Below are 19,616 nucleotides of genomic sequence, written 5' to 3'. Positions count from 1 at the left end.
GCGCTACCCGCGCGGCTTCTCGGTCGACACGCCGGCCTGCTTGCGCGGCTTCTCCTCATCGCGCTGCGCGCGCTGCATCGTCGCCACGCCGGCCTGATTGCGCGGCTTCTCCTCATCGCGCTGCGCGCGCTGCATCGTCGCCACGCCGGCCTGAGCGAGGGCCTTGAGCATCAGCTCCGCGACGGCCTGGTGGGCCTCGAAATTCCAATGGATTCCGTCGGGGTTTCCACGACCGCTCATCACCTGTTCGGCGACGGCGGCTTTGAGATCGACCAGCGGCACATCGTGGCTGTGCGCCCAGTCGGTGATCGCGGCCACGGTGCCCGCCCGGCCGTGGTGCGCCTTGCCATAGGTGTCGGCGATGTGCACCGACGGCAACGACGCCACGATCGGAATCCCGGGTCGGTTGAAATCGATTGCGCCCCGGGTCTGTTCGAGATACTCGGCACTCAGGTGCGGCGGCAGCGCGGGCCTGGCCACCGGGGAGAGCCTGGGCTGCAGCCACCCGTAGCTGTCGCGGACCCACCGCCGCAGCCAGGGCGGTCTCACATAGCGGATCAGCTCACGCAGCGCGGTGGGCAGCACCGACGGCAGCGAATCCATGCCGCCGGTGGCGAAGATGACGGCGCCCGCCCGCGGCAGCGCCGCCCACGCCCGCGGGTCCTGGGTCGCCGCCCACCAGACGTCCCGACATGTCCAGCCGATGCGGCCGATCAGCTCCACATCCCAATCCAATTGGGCGGCAACGATGTTCGGCCAGATTCGGGGATCGTCGGCGGGCAGCCCCCCGGTTGGGCCGTAGTAGGCCAGCGAGTCGGCGAAAATCAGCAGGGTGGGCCGGTGCCGCTGTTCAGAGGACATCGTTGGACACCTGTGCCGAGGCGTTCCACACATCCAGTCGCCAGCGGATGCTCTCGAATTCGTCGTCCTCGTCGCCGGAATGGCCGGACAGCTGAACCCAGCTGGCGTTGCCCATGCCACCCAGAATCGGCCAGTTGCCGACGGGAAGCTTCAGCAAGGCGGCCGAGAGCGCGGCGATCAGTCCGCCGTGGGCCACCAGCACCACCGGGCGGTCCGGGCCGTCGGGATCGCCCCATTCCGGTTCTGCGGAGGCCAGTTCGGCGACCAACGGCACGCTGCGCGCCGCGACGTCCACCCGGCTTTCGCCGCCATGCGGGGCCCAGGTGGCGTCTTCGCGCCAGGCCAGCCGGGCGCCGGGGGCCTGCGCGTCGACCTCGGTATGGGTCAATCCCTGCCAGTCGCCGAGATGCGTCTCCCGCAGCCGCTGATCCACCCGGATCGCCAAGCCGGTCCGCTCCCCCAGCCTGACCGCCGTGTCGTAGGCGCGATGCAGATCCGACGACACGATCAGCAGCGGCTGTAGCTTGCCCAGCACCTCGGCGGCCGCCATGGCCTGCGCCCGCCCGAGTTCGCTGAGTTCGGAATCGAGCTGGCCCTGCATCCGGCTGCCGGCGTTGAACTCAGTTTGCCCGTGCCGCAACATGATCAGCCGACGAATCTTCATTGCGCGCTCGAGTCTTCGGAGTCCCCGTCGGGCCCGTCCAGCTTCACCGGCACCACCGGGCAGTCGCTCCACAGCCGGTCCAGGGCATAGAAGTCACGGTCGTCCTGGTGCTGGATGTGTACGACGATGTCGCGATAGTCGAGCAGCGTCCAGCGGCCTTCGCGGGTGCCCTCGCGGCGCGCGGGTTTGTAGCCTGCCTTGCGCATCTTCTCCTCGACCTCGTCGACGATGGCGTTGACCTGTCGCTCGTTGGATGCCGAGGCGATCACGAAGCAGTCGGTGATGGCGAGCTGGGCGGAGACGTCGATGACGACGACGTCGTCGGCGAGCTTCGAGGCCGCGGCGCCGGCGGCGACCGTCGCCATGTCGATGGCTTCCTGGGTGGCGCTCACGTTGGCTCCTCGCCGCCCGGCTTGCGGTAAAGCCGCCGCTTGGAGACGTACTGCACGACGCCGTCGGGCATCAGGTACCACAGCGGGCGGTGGTCCTCGGCGCGGCGGCGGCAGTCGGTCGACGAAATCGCCAGCGCCGGAATCTCGACGAGCGTCAACGCGTCGTCGGCGAGTTCGCCCAGAACGCCGGTGATGTGGTCGTGGCTCAACTCATAGCCGGGGCGGCTGACGCCGACAAAGCGAGCCAGGTCGAACAGTTCCTCCCAGCCCTGCCAGGACAGGATGGATTCCAGCGCATCGGCGCCGGTGATGAAGAACAGCTGGGAATCCGGGTTCAGCGCGCGCAAGTCGCGCAGCGTGTCCTTGGTGTAGGTAGGCCCGGCGCGGTCGATGTCGACGCGGCTGACCGAGAACCGGGGATTGGACGCGGTGGCGATGACCGTCATCAGATACCGGTCCTCGGCGGCGGAGACGTGCCGATCCTTCTGCCAGGGCTGACCGCTGGGCACGAACACGACTTGGTCGAGGTCGAACAGGTCGGCGACCTCACTGGCGGCAACCAGGTGGCCGTAATGGATGGGGTCGAACGTCCCACCCATCACTCCTAACCTGCGAAGCTGCTTTTGCACGATGTGCCAGCTTACTTGAGGCGGTGAGCAGGGCCGTGGTGCGGCGAGGTCCTCACACGGGCAGCAGCTGGTCGATCACCGCGGCCAACTGCTTGGCGGACCGGCATTCGTGCATCGCGATGACCTCTTGATAGCGCGGCACCGCCGAGTCGCCGCTTCCCCACAGATGCTTGGGCTCGGGATTCAGCCAGTGCGCGTGCCGGCTGGCGGTCACCATGTGGGACAGCAGCTCGATCTCCGGGTTGCGGTAGTTGGTGCGGCCATCTCCGAGCACCAACAGCGAGGTGCGCGGGGAGAGCACGTTGGGGAACGCCTGCACGAACGACGCAAACGCGTTGCCGTAGTCGGAGTGGCCGTCGCGGCTGTAGACGCCCGACTCCCGGGTGATCCGCTGGATGGCCACGGCCAGGTCGGCTTCGGGCCCGAACATGTGGGTCACTTCGTCGGTGGTGTCGATGAAGGCGAACACGCGAACGCGTGAGAACTGTTGGCGCAGAGCATGTACCAGAAGAAGGGTGAAATGACTGAACCCGGCGACCGAGCCGGAGACATCGCACAGCACCACCAGTTCCGGCCGCGCCGGGCGCGGCTTGGCCAGCACCACGTCGATCGGCACCCCGCCGGTGGACATCGACTTGCGCAGCGTCTTACGGAGATCGATCGACCCGGCCCGGCTGCGCCGGCGGCGCGCCGCCAGCCGGGTCGCCAGGGTCCGCGCCAAGGGCGCCACCACCCGACGCATCTGGCGCAGCTGCTCGCCGGAGGCGCGCAGGAATTCCACGTTCTCGGAAAGCTGGGGAATGCCGTACATCTGGACGTGATCGCGTCCCAGTTGCTCGGCCGTGCGCCGTTTGGTCTCGGCGTCGACCATCTTGCGCAACTGGGTGATCCGCTGGGCCGCAAGGGCTTTGGCGATCTCCTCCTGGGAGGGTGTGGGTTCGTCGCCATAGGAGGCGAGCAGCCCCGCCAGCAGCTTGCCCTCGAGTTCGTCCAAGGCCATCGCCTTGAGCGCCTGATAGGACGAGAAGGACGGGCCCCGGCTGGAACTGTATTTTCCGTAGGCCTCGACGATCCTGGCGATCATCGCCACGAGGCGCTCGTCCATGTCGGCGAGATCGGGGTTTTCGGCCAGCAGATCCAGCAGCATCTGGCGCATCGCCTCGACGTCGTCGGGCGGCAACGTGTTGTCGTCCGGGGTGTCGCCGGCCTCATCCTCGGTGACCACCGCGCGGGCGCCCAGCGCCGCCGGGAACCACAGGTCGAACATGGCGTCATAGGTTTCCCGATGATCCGACCGGCGCAGCACGGCGCACGCGATGCCCTCGCGCAGCACCTCGCGGTTGCCCAGCCCGAGGGTGGCCATCACCCGGCCGGCATCCACCGTCTCTGACGGGCCGACCGAAATCCCCGCTCCCCGAAGCGCTTCCACGAAGCCGACCAGGTGCCCGGGCAGCCCGTGCGGGGCGAGCGGCCGGGAGGGTCGGATGCGGCGGGCGGCCATGGCGGTCTTCCTAGTTCAGCCGCAGCTCGCCGGTCGCGCGCTGCTGGTCGGATTGATGTTTGAGGACCACGCCCAGCGTGGCGGCGACGACCGCGTCGTCGATGGTGTCCAGTCCCAGCGCAAGCAGCGTGCGGCCCCAGTCGATGGTCTCGGCGATGGACGGGACCTTCTTGAGTTGCATCCCGCGCAGCACGCCGATGATGCGCACGAGCTCCTCGGCCAGATGGGCGGGCAGCTCGGGAACCCGGGACAACAGGATGCGGCGTTCCAGGTCGGGGCTGGGAAAGTCGATGTGCAGGAACAGGCAGCGCCGCTTGAGCGCCTCGGACAGTTCGCGGGTCGCGTTGGAGGTCAGCACCACCAGCGGCGTGCGCTCGGCGCTGATCGTGCCCAGTTCGGGGACGGTCACGGCGAAGTCGGACAACACCTCCAGCAGCAGGCCCTCGATCTCGATGTCGGCCTTGTCGGTCTCGTCGATGAGCAGGACTGTGGGCTCGGTGCGCCGGATGGCGGTCAGCAGCGGACGCTGCAGCAGGAATTCCTCGCTGAACACGTCATCCTTGGTCTGGTCCCAGTCGCCGGAGCCGGCCTGAATGCGCAGGATCTGCTTGGCGTGGTTCCACTCGTAGAGCGCGCGGGCTTCGTCGACCCCCTCATAGCACTGCAGGCGGACCAGGCCCGACCCGGTGGCCTGGGCCACGGCGCGGGCCAATTCGGTCTTGCCCACGCCGGCCGGGCCCTCCACCAACAACGGCTTGCCGAGCCGGTCGGCCAGGAACACGGCCGTCGCGGTGGCGGTGTCGGGCAGGTAGCCGGTCTCGGCCAACCGCCGCGAGACGTCGTCGATGTCCTCGAACAGCGGCTTTGACCGGGCGGGCACACTCACAATCGGTTCTCCTAAAACACTTTCTCCACGGGGTATCAGGCCGGACGAGTCTGTCCGTCCCCCCACGCGATCCATTTGGTCGACGTCAATTCGGGCAGTCCCATGGGGCCGCGGGCATGCAATTTCTGGGTGGAGATGCCGATTTCGGCTCCGAAACCGAACTGGTCCCCGTCGGTGAAGGCCGTGGACGCGTTCACCATCACGGCCGCGGCGTCGACGGCATCGGTAAACCGTTGCGCCGCAGCCATATTCGTCGTCACAATGGCCTCGGTGTGGCCGGTGCCGTATTCGTTGATGTGTGCGATCGCGGCGTCGATACCGTCGACCACCGCCACCGCGATGTCCATCGACAAGTACTCGCGTCGCAGATCGTCCTCGTGCGCGTCCTGAGAAAAGCCACCGTGCACGGTCACACCGGCGTCTTGCAGGGCGGTCACCAGCCGCGGCAGCGCCTCCTCGGCGATCGTGGCGTCGACGAGCAGCGTCTCGGCGGCGTTGCAGACGCTCGGCCGACGCGTCTTGGAATTCAGCAGGATCCGCTCCGCCACGTCCAAATCGGCACCGTCGTGCACGTAGACGTGACAGTTGCCGACCCCGGTTTCGATGGTGGGCACCTGCGCGTCGCGGACCACCGCGTTGATCAGGTTCGCTCCGCCGCGCGGGATCACCACGTCGACCAGGCCGCGGGCCTGGATCAGATGCGTCACCGTGGCGCGGTCGTCGGACGAAAGCAGCTGCACCGCATCGGCCGGCAGGTCCTCGCTGACCAGCGACGCCCGCAACACCTGCACCAACGCCTTGTTGGACCGGGTCGCCGATGAGCTGCCACGCAACAGCACGGCGTTGCCCGACTTCAACGCCAAACCGAACGCGTCAACCGTCACGTTGGGCCGGCCCTCGTAGATCATCCCCACGACGCCGAGCGGGACCCGCTGCTGGCGCAGCTGCAGCCCGTTCGGCAAGGTGTAGCCGCGCAGCACCTCCCCGACGGGATCGGGGAGCCCGGCGACCTGACGCAGGCCCGCGGCGATGCCCTCAACGCGCTTGGTATCCAAGGCCAGTCGATCGAGCATCGCGGTCGGGGTGCCGGCGGCGCGGGCGGCCTCGACGTCTTCGGCGTTGGCGGACAGGATCAATTCGGCGTGGGCGTCAATGGCCTCGGCCGCCGAACGCAGCGCCTGGTCTTTGGCGACGGTCGGCAACAACGCCAGGACACGGGAGGCGACGCGGGCGCGGCGGGCGGCGTCGTGCACCTCCCGGCGCAAGTCAGGCTCCCCCCGTTGGGCCGCTCCGCTGCGGAATGGTGCCTGCAGACTCATTGAACCAGGGTATCCGGCCGCAAAAGCCCGGGTAACGCGGCCCGTTCTAGCCCGCCATCCCGACACGACTAACGTCGGGCCCCATGGCAGGCGTATGTGTAGTCGGCAGCGTGAACATCGATCTGTCGCTGGGCGTCGACGCCCTTCCGCGGCCCGGCGAAACGGTGTTGGCGTCGTCCTTGACACAGGCCCCCGGCGGCAAGGGCGGCAATCAGGCGGTGGCGGCGGCGCGCGCGGGCGCGCGGGTGCAGTTCGTCGGTGCGGTCGGCGACGATGCGGCCGCCGAACAGTTGCGTGCCCACCTGCGGGCCAACGGCGTCGGGCTCGACGGGGCAGTCGAAATCCCCGGGCCGAGCGGCACCGCCATCGTCGTCGTCGACGCCAACGCGGAGAACACCATCGTGGTCGCGCCGGGCGCCAACGGGCGTTTCACGCTGACCGACGACCGCGCGCGCAGCGTGGTCGCCAACTGCGATGTGATGCTGACCCAGCTGGAGATTCCGGTCGACACGGCGGTCGCGGCGGCGCAACACGCTCGTTCGGCCGGTGCGGTCGTCGTCGTGAACGCCTCACCGGCCGGCCAGGATCCCGCCTCGCTGGGCGAGTTGGCGGCCACCGCCGACGTGGTGATCACCAATGAAGAGGAAGCCAACGAATGGCCTTGGCGCCCAACGCACCTGGTGGTCACCCTGGGTTCGCGCGGCGCCCGCTACTCCGGCGCCGACGGCGAGTACTCGGTGCCCTCCCCCGCGGTGGACGCGGTGGACACCACCGGCGCCGGCGACGTGTTCGCCGGTGTGCTGGCCGCGAACTGGCCGCCCAATCCCGGCTCACCCGATGAGCGGCGGCTCGCGCTGCAGCGCGCCTGCGCGGCAGGCGCGCTGGCCACGCTGGTTCCCGGCGCCGGGGATTGCGCGCCGGACGCCGACGCGATCGACAAGGCACTTCAGAACGCGTCTTAGCCGTTCTGCCCCGCCGCGGCGCGCCCGCTAGTCTTCGGGGACTTCGCGGTCGATCTCGTCGAGCCAGATGCGCGCCGACATGTCGGACGGCGCGCGCCAGTCCCCCCGCGGCGACAGCGAACCACCGTGCGACACCTTGGGCCCATTGGGCAGCGCCGAACGCTTGAACTGGCTGAACGAGTAGAACCGCTGCACGAAGACCTGCAGCCAGTGCCGAATTTCCTTGAGCGAGTAGGACGGTCGCTTGTCTTCCGGGAAGCCGGGCGGCCAGATGCCGTGCTCGGGATCGCTCCACGCATGCCAGGCCAAAAACGCGATCTTCGACGGCCGGAATCCGAAGCGCAGCACGTGGAACAGCGAAAAGTCTTGCAGCGCAAACGGGCCGACTTTCGCCTCGCTGCTCTGCAGCTCTTCCTCTTCGCCGCTGGGAACCAGCTCCGGCGTGATCTCGGTGTCGAGCACCGACTGCAGCACCTCGCAGACCTCCGGCTCGAACTGCTCCGAGGAAATCACCCAGCGGATCAGGTGCTGAACCAGGGTCTTGGGTACGCCGCCGTTGACGTTGTAGTGCGACATCTGGTCGCCGACACCGTAGGTCGACCAGCCCAGGCCCAGTTCGGACAGGTCGCCGGTGCCCAGCACGATGCCGCCGCGCTGGTTGGCCAACCGGAACAGGTAGTCGGTGCGCAAGCCGGCCTGGACGTTCTCGAAGGTGACGTCGTAGACCTTCTCGCCGCGCGCGAACGGGTGGTCCATCTCCTTGAGCATCAGCTGCGCCGTCTCGCGGATGTCGATCTCGGAGAACGTCACCCCCAGGGCGCGGCACAGCTCGATCGCATTGCGCTTGGTGCGGTCCCCGGTGGCGAAGCCGGGCAGCGTGAACGCCAGAATGTCGCTGCGGGGCCGCTGTTCGCGGTCCATTGCGCGCGCCGCGACGATCAGCGCGTGCGTCGAATCCAGCCCACCGGAAATCCCGATGACGACCTTCGGGAAATCCAGGGCACGCAAACGCTGTTCGAGACCGGCGACCTGAATGTTGTAGCCCTCGAAGCAATCCTGTTCCAGCCGTTGCGGGTCGGCGGGCACGAAGGGGAACCGTTCGATCTCCCGCAGCAGCCCGATGTCGCCGCCCGGCGGGTCCAGCCGGAACTCGATGCGCCGGAACGACTCCGCCGTCGTCCGGTGGTGGCGCCGGTTGTCGTCGAACGTGCCCATCCGGAGCCGTTCCGCGCGAAGCAATTCGAGGTCGACGTCGGCGACGCTGCGGCGCTCCCCTTGAGGGAAACGCTCGGACATGGCGAGCAGCACACCGTTTTCGAACACCATGGTCTGACCGTCCCAGGCCAGATCGGTCGTCGACTCGCCCGCGCCGGCAGCCGAATACACGTAGGCGGCCAGGCAACGCGACGAGGCCGAACGGGCCAGCAGGCAGCGGTCCTCGGCGCGGCCGATGGTGATCGGGCTGCCGGACAGGTTGGCCAGCACCGTCGCACCCGCGAGCGCGGCCTCCGCGCTGGGTGGAATCGGCACGAACATGTCCTCGCAGATTTCCACGTGCAGCACGAAACCGGGCAGGTCGGAGGCGGCGAACAGCAGATCGGGACCGAACGGCGCCTCGACCCCCGCGAGCCGGATGGTGCCGCGCTCGTCGTCTCCGGGCGCGATCTGGCGGCGTTCGTAGAACTCCCGATAGGTGGGCAGGTACGACTTGGGCGTCACGCCGAGCACCGCGCCGCGGTGGATGACCACGGCGCCGTTGTAGATGCGGTGCCGGTGACGGACCGGGGCGCCGACCACCAGGACCGGCAACAACTCGGCCGAGGCCGCGACGATGTCGGCGATGGCCTTTTCGACGTCGTCGAGCAGCAGGTCTTGCAGGACGATGTCTTCGATCGAATAGCCGGACAGTGTCAGTTCCGGGAAAACGGCTAGCGCTACGCCGTCGTCGTGGCACTCCCGGGCCATCCGTAGGACCGAGTCGGCGTTCGCGGCGGGGTCACCGATGACGGTGTGGTGCGTGCACGCGGCAACGCGGGCGAAGCCCTGGCTGTAAACGTTGTAAAAGTCCATCGCCCTTCCATTGTCGCCTCGGGGGTGTCAACTCCTCGCCGCCGGGTATCCCGAACGGCATGAGCGACACTGCGGTCCTCGTGGTCGACATGATGAATACCTATCAACATCCCGACGCTGAAGATCTAATACCCAATGTCGAGAAGATCATCGAGCCTTTGACCGATTTGGTCCGGAGGGCACGCGCATCCGGCGACGTCGACCTGATCTACGTCAACGACAACTACGGCGATTTCACCGCCGAGTTCTCCGGAATCGTCCGCTCGGCGCTCGACGGCGCGCGGCCCGATCTGGTCAAGCCGATCGCGCCCGCAGAGGGCAGCCGCCTGATGACCAAGGTCCGCCACAGTGCGTTCTATTCGACGGCGCTGGCGTACCTGCTCGGCCGGCTGGACACCCAGCGGTTGATCATCACCGGCCAGGTCACCGAGCAATGCATCCTCTACACGGCCCTGGACGCCTACGTGCGGCACTTTCCCGTCGTGATCCCGACCGACGCGGTCGCCCACATCGACCCTGACCTGGGCGCGGCGGCGTGCAAGATGATGGAGCAGAACATGTCCGCCGAGCTCACGACCGCCGCGGACTGCCTCGGCCCGGCGTGATCCGTACCCTGGCCAGGTGACCGTCATCCCCGCAGAATCCCCGGAGCTGGTCTCGCTGCTGGCCGGGCGCCGGGTCGCGGTGCTGACGGGCGCCGGCATCTCCACCGATTCCGGGATCCCCGACTACCGCGGACCCGATTCACCGCCGAGCAATCCCATGACCATCCAACAGTTCATCGGCGACGCCGCGTTTCGGCAGCGGTACTGGGCGCGCAACCATGTCGGCTGGCGCCACATGGACGACACGCTGCCCAACGCGGGCCATCGGGCGTTGGCCGCGCTCGAGGCAGCGTCGGTGGTCACCGGCGTCATCACCCAGAACGTCGACCTGCTGCACACCAAGGCGGGCAGCCGCAACGTCATCGACCTGCACGGCACCTACGCGCGGGTGATCTGCCTGAGCTGCGGCCACACCATGAGCCGTGCCGCGCTGGCCGAACAGCTGGAAGCGCTCAACCCCGGATTCATCGAGCGCGCCGAGGCGATCGGCGGGCTGGCCGTGGCTCCCGATGCCGACGCCGTCGTCGCCGATACCGCGTCGTTCCGCTATCTCGACTGTGTGCGCTGCGGCGGCATGCTCAAACCGGACATCGTCTATTTCGGTGACAGCGTTCCGAAAGACGTTGTGGCCGAAGCCTATAAGATGGTCGACCAGGCCGATGCGCTGCTGGTCGTCGGGTCGTCGCTGACGGTGTTCTCCGGCTATCGATTCGTGCGGCACGCGGCCGCGCTGGGCAACCCGATCGCCATCGTCAACCGCGGCAGCACCCGCGGCGACGACCTGGCCACGGTCAAGGTCGACGGCGGATGCTCCGAGCTGCTCGCGCTGCTCGCCGACGAATTATCGCCCCTGGCAACGCATTAGAAGGTGCACGGCATGCTGCGCACGGCGTGCACGAAATTGCCCGCCAAATACGTCGGCTCGCCCGCCTGGATGCCGGGTAGCTGACGAAACAGCTCGCCGAAGACGGCGCGCAGCTGCGCCCGGGCGACGTGCGCGCCGAGGCAGAAGTGCAGGCCGCCACCGCCGAAACCGACGTGCGGATTGGGGTCGCGGCTCAGGTTCAGGCGTTCGGGGTGATCGAACGCGTCGGTGTCCCAGTTGCCGGACGGATAGAACATGACCACCTTCTCCCCCGCCAGAATGGTCTGGCCGCCCAGCTCGATATCCGTTGCCGCCGTGCGGCGGAAGGTCATGACCGGGGTGGCCCAGCGGATGAACTCCTCGATGGCGGTGCCGATCCGGTTGTCGAAATCGTCGAGCAGCCAGGCCTTCTCGTCGGGAAAGTCGGTGAGCGCCTTCAGCGTGTGGCTGATGGTCTGGCGGGTGGTGTCGTTTCCTGCCACCGAGAGCAGCACGAAGAACGCCGCCACCTCCGCGTCTTCCAGGCGGTCCCCGTCCACCTCGGCGGTCACCAGGCTGCTGATCAGGTCGTCACCTGGCCGCTCGCGGCGTTCGGTGGCCAGGGCGCCGACGACCTGATGGAGATACAGCTGGTTTTCGACCAGGACTTCCAGCGCCGGGCGTCCGTTGAGGAACTCCGGGTCGGCCCAGGAGACCAGGGCGTCGGTGGCGTGTGCCATGCGCTCGCGCTCGGATTCCGGGATTCCCATCATGTCCGAGAGGGTGCGGATGGGCAGCTCCTTAGCGCAGTGGTCGACGAAATCCGCACCGCTGCCGATGGCCCGCAGTTCTCCGACGATGGTCTTGGCGTTGGCCTTGATCGAGTCTTCGATGCGGCGCACCTGCCGGGGGCTCAGCGCGGCGTGGGCGAGCTTGCGCAACTTGGTGTGCCGCGGCGGGTCCATCGCCAGGAACGACTGCGACGCCTCGAGCAGTTCGACGGGAATGCTCTCGAACATCACCCCCTGGCCGGACAGGAAGACGTCGTTGTTGCGGCTGACCGCGACGATGTCGGCGCGACGAGTGACCGCCCAGAAGCCGGGATCGGCGGGATCGGGCATCAGCGAATCTTCGACCGGCGGATGCCAGCTGACCGGGCGCTCGGCGCGCAGCACGGCGAACGAACGTTCCCGATCCGCCGCCGTCGTGGACCAAAACGCCCGCGAGGACAGGTCGATCTCGTCGTAGGCGCGGCCGGACTTCTCGGCCCCGGGCGTACCCGTCATCACGGCCATGGTGGCTGATCCTCCCTTGTATGACGCCGGTCACAAACTTTGCCTGACGATATGCCTAGACAGTATGTCTAGGCAAGATGTCGAAAGGTCGGCTATGCTCGGCGCATGCCGTCGCTCACCCGCAAGCCGCAGGGCCACCGAAGCGTGGGGCGCGAGCAGCGGCGCGAGGAGATGGAGCGCCGGCTGCTGGACGCCACCGAGCGGCTGATGCGCGACGGCGCGAGCTTCACCGAACTCAGCGTGGATCGGCTCTCCGGTGAGGCGGGCATCTCCCGCGCCAGCTTCTACATCTACTTCGAGGACAAAGGCCATCTGCTTCGCCGGCTCGCGGGCCAGGTGTTCGGCGACCTGACCGACGGCGCGCGACGGTGGTGGACGGTGGCCGGGCGCCGCGACCCCGCCGACGTGCACACGGCGATGAGCAACATCATCGCCACCTATCGACGGCATCAGGCGGTGCTGGTGGCCCTCAACGAGATGGCCGCCTACGACCCGCCGACGGGCGAAACGTACCGCGAACTGCTGACCGGCATCTCCGAACAGCTCACCCGGGTCATCGAAGCGGGCCAGGCCGACGGCTCGATCCGCCCCGAACTGGCGGCGCTGACCACCGCCAGCGCGCTGACCTGGATGGTCGAGCGCGCCTGCCAACAGAACCTACCGGCGCAGTCGCCCGACTACGACGCGGAGCTGGCCGCTACCCTGGCCGAAATTGTTTGGGGCGCACTGTATCTCAGGCCCACCTCGGCGAGCTGACCCGCGCGACGCCCCGGTGATCAGACCATGAGGTGATTCTCAAACGTGCTAGCGCATCAGCTAGCGGCTTTGCGAGAGTCCTCATGGTTCGGAGGTCGACGCCACCCGCGCCGCAAGCCGGGACCGCCTCTTACACGGCCACCAGGTCGTCGGCGTGCACGGCGGGCCTGCGCAGTTCGCCGGGCAGCTCGCTGGTCGATCGGCCGATCATGGTGACGAGTTCCGTTGCGTCGTAGGCGACCACGCCGCGGGCCACCATCGCCGCGTCCGGGCCCCGCAGTTCGACCACGTCACCGCCGAAGAACCGGCCGGACAGCGCGGTGATCCCCGCGGGCAGCAGCGAGCGGCGCTGCCCGACCACGGCGCGCACCGCCCCTTCGTCGAGGGTCAGCGCGCCGGCCGCCTCGGCGGCGTAACGCACCCAGAACCGCCGCGCCGACATCCGGGCGGGTCGCGCGGCGAACACCGTGCCGACGGACGCGTCGGTGAGCGCCGTCGAGGCGTCGGCCGCGGCGGCCAGCAGCACCGGCACACCGGCGTCGGCGGCCAGCAGCGCCGATGACATCTTCGAGGTCATGCCGCCGGTACCCAGATCGCTGCCCGGCCCGGCGATCACGCCGACCAGATCCGCCGAGCTTGATACCTCCGGGATGAACTGCGCGCCTTCGGTTTTGCGCGGATCGGAGTCGTACAGCCCGTCGATGTCGGACAACAACACCAGCGCCTCGGCCCCGACCAGGTGTGCCACCAGCGCCGAAAGCCGGTCGTTGTCGCCGAACCGGATCTCGTTGGTGGCCACCGTGTCGTTTTCGTTGACGATCGCCACCGCATGCAGGGCGCGCAGCCGATCCAGCGTGCGCTGGGCGTTGGTGTGCTGGGCGCGCATCGAGATGTCGTGGGCGCTCAGCAGCACCTGCCCGACCGTGCGGCCGTAGCGGGCGAACGCCGCGCTCCACGAATTCACCAGCGCCACCTGACCGACGCTGGCCGCGGCCTGCTTGGTCGCCAAATCCCTGGGGCGACGGGCCAATCCCAGCGGTTCGATGCCCGCGGCGATGGCTCCCGAGGACACGATGACGACGTCGGTGCCCGCCTTCATCCGCGCCTCGATCGCGTCGGCGAGGCCGGCCAGCCGGCCGGCATCGAACACCCCGGCCGGTGTGGTCAACGCGTTGGTGCCCACCTTGACCACCAGGCTGCGAGCGTTCCGGATGGCGTCGCGTTGAGCGCTCACGGCCCCACACCGCTGCGCTCTGCATCGTCGGCGACCTTAGTCACGGGCGCCGCTCCTCCGCATCGCTGCGCTCTGCATCGTCGCCGACCTCAGTCACGGGCGCCGCTCCTCCGCATCGCTGCGCTCTGCATCGTCGCCGACGCGACGCTGTCGCCGGGCCGCCTTGCGCTCCGCGGCGCCGACGCGATCGCTGCGCTCCAGTCGCACGTCGGTGCCCCGCCCGGATAGCGCAACCTGTTGTCCCGCAGGAGTTTGCGGCTCCCAATCGAACGTCATGTCGCCGATGGTCACCTCGCATCCCGGACGTGCACCCAGCCGCAGCAGCTCCTCCTCGACCCCGAGGCGCGCCAGGCGGTCGCCGAGATACCCCACGGCCTCGTCGTTGTCGAAGTTGGTCTGACGCACCCAGCGTTCGGGCCGTGCTCCGCTGACCACGAAGGCGCCTGGCTGCTGGGGGTCCGGCTCAACGCGAAAGCCGCTGTCGTCGACGGGGACCGGGCGAATCACCGGGCGTCGCGGCACGATCTCCGGTTGGGCGGCCTTGTATTCTGAGATCATCGTCCAGAGCCCAAAGATCAATGGCTGCAAACCTTCTCGCGCGACCGCCGACACCAAAAACACCGGCCAGCCGCGCTCGGCGATCTCGTCAAGGACGAATTCGGCGAGCTCGCGCGCCTCGGGGATGTCGATCTTGTTGAGCACCACCGCGCGGGGCCGCTCGGCGAGATCGCCTAACGTCGCGTCCCCTTGCAGGGTGGGCGTATACGCGGCGAGCTCGGCCTCCAGCGCGTCGATATCGGAGATCGGGTCGCGGCCCGGCTCCGCGGTGGCGCAGTCGACGACGTGCACCAGCACGGCGCACCGCTCGATGTGCCGGAGGAAGTCCAGGCCCAGACCGCGGCCCTGCGAGGCCCCGGGGATCAGGCCGGGAACGTCGGCCACGGTGAAGGTGTGCTCGCCGGCCGACACCACACCGAGGTTGGGCACCAGCGTGGTGAACGGGTAGTCGGCGATCTTGGGTTTGGCCGCCGAGATGGTGGACACCAGCGAGGACTTGCCAGCCGACGGGAACCCGATCAGGCCGGCGTCGGCGACGGTCTTGAGTTCCAGTGTCAGGTCGCGGGTCTCGCCCTGCTCCCCCAGCAGCGCAAACCCGGGAGCCTTGCGCGCGCGCGACGCGAGCGCGGCGTTGCCCAAACCGCCGCGACCGCCCGCGGCGGCTTCGAAGCGGGTGCCCGCGCCGACCAGGTCGGCCAGCAGGCGGCCGTTGTCGTCGAGGACGACGGTGCCGTCGGGGACTTTGACTTCCAGGTCGGCGCCGGCGGCGCCGTCGCGATTGTTGCCCATCCCCTGCTTGCCCGACGGCGCGGTGACGTGGGGATGGAAATGGAAGTCGAGCAGGGTATGGACCTGCGGATCGACGACGAAGACGATGCTGCCGCCGCGGCCGCCGTTGCCGCCGTCGGGGCCGCCCAGCGGCTTGAATTTCTCGCGATGGACCGAGGCGCAGCCGTTACCTCCGGAACCGGCGCGCGCATGGATGACGACGCGGTCGACGAACCGAGGCATCGTGGGTCCTCTCACCCGTCTCGCTCGCCGAGCGTGCGGCTACTGCGAGAATTGCCTCGAATTATCGCAGTGGGTGCACGCTCGCGGCGCTCAGTCGGTGGTTTGACCGGCCGTGACGATGTTGACGGTCTTGCGGCCGCGCTTGATTCCGAATTCGACGGCGCCGGCTTCCTTGGCGAACAGCGTGTCGTCGCCGCCGCGCCCGACACCGACGCCCGGGTGGAACTTGGTGCCGCGCTGACGAACGATGATCTCGCCGGCCTTGACGACCTGGCCGCCGAATCGCTTCACACCCAGCCGCTGTGCGGCGGAATCGCGACCGTTGCGCGAGCTGGAAGCGCCCTTCTTGTGTGCCATGTCTTCGCCTTTGCTACTTGATGCCGGTGACCTTCAGGACCGTCAGCCGCTGACGGTGTCCCTGACGCTTGTGGTAACCGGTCTTGTTCCGGAACTTGTGGATACGGATCTTGGGGCCCTTGGTGTGCTCGAGCACCTCGCCGGTGACCGCGACCTTCGCCAGTGCGGCCGCGTCAGTGGTCACCTTGGCGCCGTCCACCACCAGTGCGACCGGCAGCGACACGTTCGAACCCGGCTCAGAGTCGAGCTTCTCGACCTTGACCACGTCCCCGACGGCGACCTTGTACTGCTTGCCGCCCGTCTTGACGATTGCGTAGGTCGCCATCGTTGCTCTGCTCCTTCTTCTAACCGCTGCTCGGCGCGTCGCGCGCGAACCAGCCGCGGTGCACGTGGTGGGTCTGGGTTGCGGGCCTGCGCCGATTCCCCGGGAGTCCCGCTGCCGCCGGCCAAAGCTTAGTCGCCCGGCCTGACGACAACTGTCCAAGGGTACGTGACCAGCGGCTACAGGGTCAAACCGGACACGACCTGGCTTTGGGCGTTCAGTCCGCGTGGATCGGCGGTCCGGCGGGCCTGCCCGCCGCGCGTCGGCGCCGGGGCCGACCGGGTGCCGAGCCGCCCTGGTCCGCCGCAGCGGAACCCTGGCCGCCGTCGGAGTCGTCGTCGTCGGAGTCCTCGGTGTCCAGGTCGTCGTCGTCTAGCTCGAGATCCTCGTCGTCGTCGCCCAGATCTTCCTCGTCATCGAGGTCGTCGTCATCCGAGTCGTCGTCCGAGTCCTCGTCATCCGAATCGTCGTCATCCGAGTCGTCGTCGGTGTCGTCGAAGTCCTCCTCGTCGGTGTCGGTGTCGGCGACGTCCTCGTCGCGCGTCGCCCGCTTCCGGTCGAACTCGTCGGTGGCGTCCTCGGTGGCCTCGTCGGATTCGTCGTCGTCGGATGCCGCCTGCGTGGACGAGCCGGCCGCCATCGCCTTGAACATCGGGTGCTCGCCGGGAGAGTGGGCGGGCACCTTGGCCACGACCGGCTCCTCGGCCTTGTTCTTCTTGCGCCGCCCGCGGCGGCCGCCGGACTCGGACTTGCGGCCGTTCGACGGGGCCGAATCCACCGGGTCGGTGTGCAGCAGGATGCCGCGGCCGCCACAGTTCGGGCACGACGTCGAGAAGGCCTCCACCAGCCCGGTGCCCAGCCGCTTGCGGGTCAGCTGCACCAAACCGAGCGACGTCACCTCGGACACCTGATGGCGGGTGCGGTCACGGGCCAGCGCCTCGGTGAGCCGGCGTAGCACCAAATCGCGATTGGATTCCAGCACCATGTCGATGAAGTCGATGACGACGATGCCGCCGATGTCGCGCAGCCGCAGTTGGCGCACGATCTCCTCGGCCGCCTCGAGGTTGTTCTTGGTGACCGTCTGCTCGAGGTTGCCCCCCGAGCCGGTGAACTTGCCCGTATTGACGTCGACCACGGTCATCGCCTCGGTCCGGTCGATCACCAGGGTGCCGCCCGAGGGCAGCCAGACCTTCCGGTCCATCGCCTTGGCCAGCTGCTCGTCGATCCGGTGCACCGCGAACACGTCCGGTCCGCCCGATCCGTCCGGCCCGGCGGGCGGTTCGTATTTGCTCAGCTTCGAAACCAAGTCGGGCGCAACCGAATTCACGTATTCGTTGATGGTGTTCCAGGCCTCGTCACCGGAGACCACCAGGCCGGCGAAGTCTTCGTTGAACAAGTCGCGGATGACCTTGACCAGCACGTCGGGCTCTTCGTAGAGGGCCACCGCGGCGCCGGCGGCCTTCTCCTTGACCTCGATGGCCTTGGCCTCGATTTGTTTCCAGCGCTCCTGCAGGCGGGTGACATCGCTGCGGATGTCGTCTTCTTTGACGCCCTCGGACGCGGTCCGGATGATCACCCCCGCGTCGGACGGCACCACCTCGCGCAGGATCTCCTTGAGCCGCTGGCGCTCGGTGTCGGGCAGCTTGCGGCTGATCCCGGTCGACGACGCGCCCGGCACGTACACCAGGTAGCGGCCCGCCAGCGACACCTGCGTGGTCAGCCGGGCGCCCTTGTGCCCGACCGGGTCCTTGCTGACCTGGACGACGACATAGTCGCCGGGTTTGAGCGCTTGTTCGATCTTGCGGTCAGATCCGCCCAGCCCGGCGGCTTCCCAGTTGACCTCGCCGGCGTACAGCACGCCGTTGCGGCCGCGGCCGATGTCGACGAAGGCCGCCTCCATCGAGGGCAGCACGTTCTGCACGATGCCGAGGTAGATGTTGCCCACCAGGGACGCCGACGCGGCCGAGGTGACGAAATGCTCGACGACGATGCCGTCCTCGAGCACCGCGATCTGGGTGTACCGCGAACCCTGGTGCGGCGGCTCGCTGCGGACCCGGTCGCGGACGACCATGACGCGTTCGACGGCCTCGCGGCGGGCCAGGAATTCGGCCTCGGTCAACACCGGGGGGCGGCGCCGCCCGGCGTCGCGGCCGTCTCGGCGCCGTTGCCGCTTGGCCTCCAGCCGAGTCGAGCCGTCGATGCCCTTGATCTCGTTGCTCGAGCTGCCGCCGTCGCCGCCGCCGTTCTTGCCGCTGCGGGGCGGCCGCTCGTGCACGACCGTGTTGGGCGGGTCGTCGGGCGCGACGCCCTCGTCGTTGTCGTCGCCCGATCCGGATTTGCGGCGCCGGCGCCTGCGGCGGCGACGGTTGCCGCCATCCGATGAACCGTCGTCACCGCCGTCGGAATCGTCGGCGTCGTCGGAATCGTCGTCGTCGGTGTCGTCGGAGTCGCCGGAGTCGGACTGGGCGGCCTTCTTGGCCCGGCCCTGCGGCTCGTCGTCGTCACCGCTGTCGTTCTGGCCCTCGGGCCCGCCCTGCTCGCCGCGTCCGCGGCCGCGACCACGGCGGCCGCGGCGGCGCCGGCGGTTCGACGGCCGATCGGCCTGCTCGTCGTCGTCACTGTCGGAATCGTCGGAGTCGGCGTCCTCGTCGGTGCCGCTGTCGTCGTCGGTGTCGTCGCTGTCCAGCGGCTGCGGCGCGACGAAGAGCGGCATGTAATGCGGCCGGTCTGCGGCGTTGTCGGGGGTTTCCAGCATCAGCCGGGATTCGGGTTCGCCGGAGTCGGCGTCCGCCTCGGCGTTCTCCGGCGTTTCCTGGGGCTGGGTGGCCAGCAGGTCACGCACCCGCACCGCGTCGGCGCGGTCCACGGTGGAATGTGCGCTGCGTATCCGCCCGTCCAGCTCGCTGAGCGCGTCCAGGACCCGTTTGCTGGTTGTTCCCAGCGTTCGGGCCAGCGAATGGACCCTCAACCGGTCGGGCAGCTCCGCAGGCCGGGTCGATTCTTCTGATGGGTCTGCAGTCGGTGCACCGTCTACCACGTATTCTCCTCAAGCCCCCGGGCGCGTCGTTTCGACGCGGCCACGCGAGGGCTTCGCTATGGGCCCGGGTCACTTCTCCCGGGCTTGTGATGGTCTCGCCCCGAGCGGCTCAGGTTAGAACCCACTCGGCGCCGTGCTGAATGACGGCCTGACATGCTGCAAACCAAGGCGACGGGGCTATTGGTCGCGCTTGTCCAAGTCTTCATTCGGGTGTCTGACGCCGGTCCGGCGACGTTCACCCGAGATCAGTATCCCACATCACGTGGCGGGCCAACCCACACCTGAGGAACCTCGGTATGGCCGAACCCGGTCA

The 19,616-nt window shown here is 68.5% G+C and carries 18 protein-coding genes; 4 read left to right on the top strand and 14 right to left on the bottom strand.

Annotated elements, in window-relative coordinates:
• Positions 1-3: 3 nt before the first annotated feature.
• From octT to AC0KTM_RS05965, 7 genes are read right to left on the bottom strand one after another with little or no spacing between them, the layout of a single operon-like run.
• Positions 4-861: a diglucosylglycerate octanoyltransferase gene (octT, locus tag AC0KTM_RS05995; RefSeq protein WP_238957538.1), complete on the bottom strand. Its 858-nt coding sequence runs from the start codon at positions 859-861 to the stop codon at positions 4-6.
• The gene (gene gpgP / locus AC0KTM_RS05990) at positions 851-1,525 is read right to left on the bottom strand and encodes a glucosyl-3-phosphoglycerate phosphatase (RefSeq protein WP_238957537.1); all 675 of its coding nucleotides are present in this window, start codon (positions 1,523-1,525) and stop codon (positions 851-853) included. Before gpgP ends, octT begins: the two co-directional genes overlap by 11 nt.
• Positions 1,522-1,917, bottom strand: a complete 396-nt coding sequence (gene rsfS / locus AC0KTM_RS05985) for a ribosome silencing factor (RefSeq protein WP_238957536.1) — start codon at positions 1,915-1,917, stop codon at positions 1,522-1,524. The genes gpgP and rsfS overlap by 4 nt, the downstream gene beginning before the upstream one ends.
• Positions 1,914-2,546, bottom strand: a complete 633-nt coding sequence (gene nadD, locus AC0KTM_RS05980) for a nicotinate-nucleotide adenylyltransferase (RefSeq protein ID WP_225327124.1) — start codon at positions 2,544-2,546, stop codon at positions 1,914-1,916. The genes rsfS and nadD overlap by 4 nt, the downstream gene beginning before the upstream one ends.
• Positions 2,547-2,598: 52 nt before the next feature.
• Entirely contained in the window at positions 2,599-4,047 is a 1,449-nt protein-coding gene (locus tag AC0KTM_RS05975; RefSeq protein WP_238957534.1) for a vWA domain-containing protein, read from the bottom strand.
• Positions 4,048-4,057: 10 nt separating this feature from the next.
• Complete coding sequence (locus AC0KTM_RS05970; protein WP_225327122.1) at positions 4,058-4,933, bottom strand: AAA family ATPase; 876 nt, start codon at positions 4,931-4,933, stop codon at positions 4,058-4,060.
• Positions 4,934-4,968: 35 nt separating this feature from the next.
• The gene (locus AC0KTM_RS05965; RefSeq protein WP_238957533.1) at positions 4,969-6,252 is read right to left on the bottom strand and encodes a glutamate-5-semialdehyde dehydrogenase; all 1,284 of its coding nucleotides are present in this window, start codon (positions 6,250-6,252) and stop codon (positions 4,969-4,971) included.
• 83 nt (positions 6,253-6,335) lie between these two features.
• Between AC0KTM_RS05965 and AC0KTM_RS05960 the strand changes: the two genes are divergently transcribed.
• On the top strand, positions 6,336-7,214 hold the full coding sequence (locus AC0KTM_RS05960) for a ribokinase (RefSeq protein ID WP_238957531.1): 879 nt from the start codon (positions 6,336-6,338) through the stop codon (positions 7,212-7,214).
• A 27-nt stretch (positions 7,215-7,241) separates the two neighbouring features.
• Here AC0KTM_RS05960 and AC0KTM_RS05955 read toward each other — a convergent pair whose 3' ends face one another.
• The gene (locus AC0KTM_RS05955; protein WP_225327112.1) at positions 7,242-9,284 is read right to left on the bottom strand and encodes an NAD(+) synthase; all 2,043 of its coding nucleotides are present in this window, start codon (positions 9,282-9,284) and stop codon (positions 7,242-7,244) included.
• Between the two features lie 59 nt (positions 9,285-9,343).
• Between AC0KTM_RS05955 and AC0KTM_RS05950 the strand changes: the two genes are divergently transcribed.
• Together AC0KTM_RS05950 and AC0KTM_RS05945 are read left to right on the top strand one after the other, a co-directional pair.
• Complete coding sequence (locus tag AC0KTM_RS05950; protein WP_225327111.1) at positions 9,344-9,889, top strand: cysteine hydrolase family protein; 546 nt, start codon at positions 9,344-9,346, stop codon at positions 9,887-9,889.
• Positions 9,890-9,905: 16 nt separating this feature from the next.
• Positions 9,906-10,754, top strand: a complete 849-nt coding sequence (locus AC0KTM_RS05945) for an NAD-dependent protein deacetylase (protein WP_238957530.1) — start codon at positions 9,906-9,908, stop codon at positions 10,752-10,754.
• Here the strand turns inward: AC0KTM_RS05945 and AC0KTM_RS05940 are convergent.
• Positions 10,751-12,028 carry a cytochrome P450 gene (locus tag AC0KTM_RS05940; RefSeq protein WP_238957529.1) on the bottom strand — a complete coding sequence of 426 codons (1,278 nt, stop codon included), beginning with the start codon at positions 12,026-12,028 and terminating at the stop codon, positions 10,751-10,753. The two genes, AC0KTM_RS05945 and AC0KTM_RS05940, sit on opposite strands and share 4 nt — an antisense overlap.
• A gap of 105 nt (positions 12,029-12,133) precedes the next feature.
• Between AC0KTM_RS05940 and AC0KTM_RS05935 the strand changes: the two genes are divergently transcribed.
• Positions 12,134-12,784, top strand: a complete 651-nt coding sequence (locus tag AC0KTM_RS05935) for a TetR/AcrR family transcriptional regulator (RefSeq protein WP_238957528.1) — start codon at positions 12,134-12,136, stop codon at positions 12,782-12,784.
• Positions 12,785-12,914: 130 nt separating this feature from the next.
• On the opposite strand, the gene proB is transcribed toward AC0KTM_RS05935, so the two are convergent.
• The 5 genes from proB to rne form a co-directional block, all read right to left on the bottom strand.
• Entirely contained in the window at positions 12,915-14,018 is a 1,104-nt protein-coding gene (gene proB, locus AC0KTM_RS05930; RefSeq protein WP_238957527.1) for a glutamate 5-kinase, read from the bottom strand.
• Positions 14,019-14,111: 93 nt separating this feature from the next.
• On the bottom strand, positions 14,112-15,587 hold the full coding sequence (obgE, locus tag AC0KTM_RS05925) for a GTPase ObgE (protein ID WP_238957526.1): 1,476 nt from the start codon (positions 15,585-15,587) through the stop codon (positions 14,112-14,114).
• A 90-nt stretch (positions 15,588-15,677) separates the two neighbouring features.
• Positions 15,678-15,944 carry a 50S ribosomal protein L27 gene (gene rpmA / locus AC0KTM_RS05920; RefSeq protein ID WP_225327105.1) on the bottom strand — a complete coding sequence of 89 codons (267 nt, stop codon included), beginning with the start codon at positions 15,942-15,944 and terminating at the stop codon, positions 15,678-15,680.
• Positions 15,945-15,957: 13 nt separating this feature from the next.
• The gene (gene rplU, locus AC0KTM_RS05915; protein WP_225327104.1) at positions 15,958-16,269 is read right to left on the bottom strand and encodes a 50S ribosomal protein L21; all 312 of its coding nucleotides are present in this window, start codon (positions 16,267-16,269) and stop codon (positions 15,958-15,960) included.
• A gap of 214 nt (positions 16,270-16,483) precedes the next feature.
• Positions 16,484-19,303, bottom strand: coding sequence for a ribonuclease E (rne, locus tag AC0KTM_RS05910; protein ID WP_238957525.1), 2,820 nt, complete (start codon positions 19,301-19,303; stop codon positions 16,484-16,486).
• Between the last annotated feature and the right edge of the window lie 313 nt (positions 19,304-19,616).

It is taken from the genome of Mycobacterium sp. NTMscope_Eco_3 (assembly GCF_976985685.1).
Note: the sequence above shows the minus strand (reverse complement) of the source record. Positions and strands in the feature narration are given on the sequence as shown.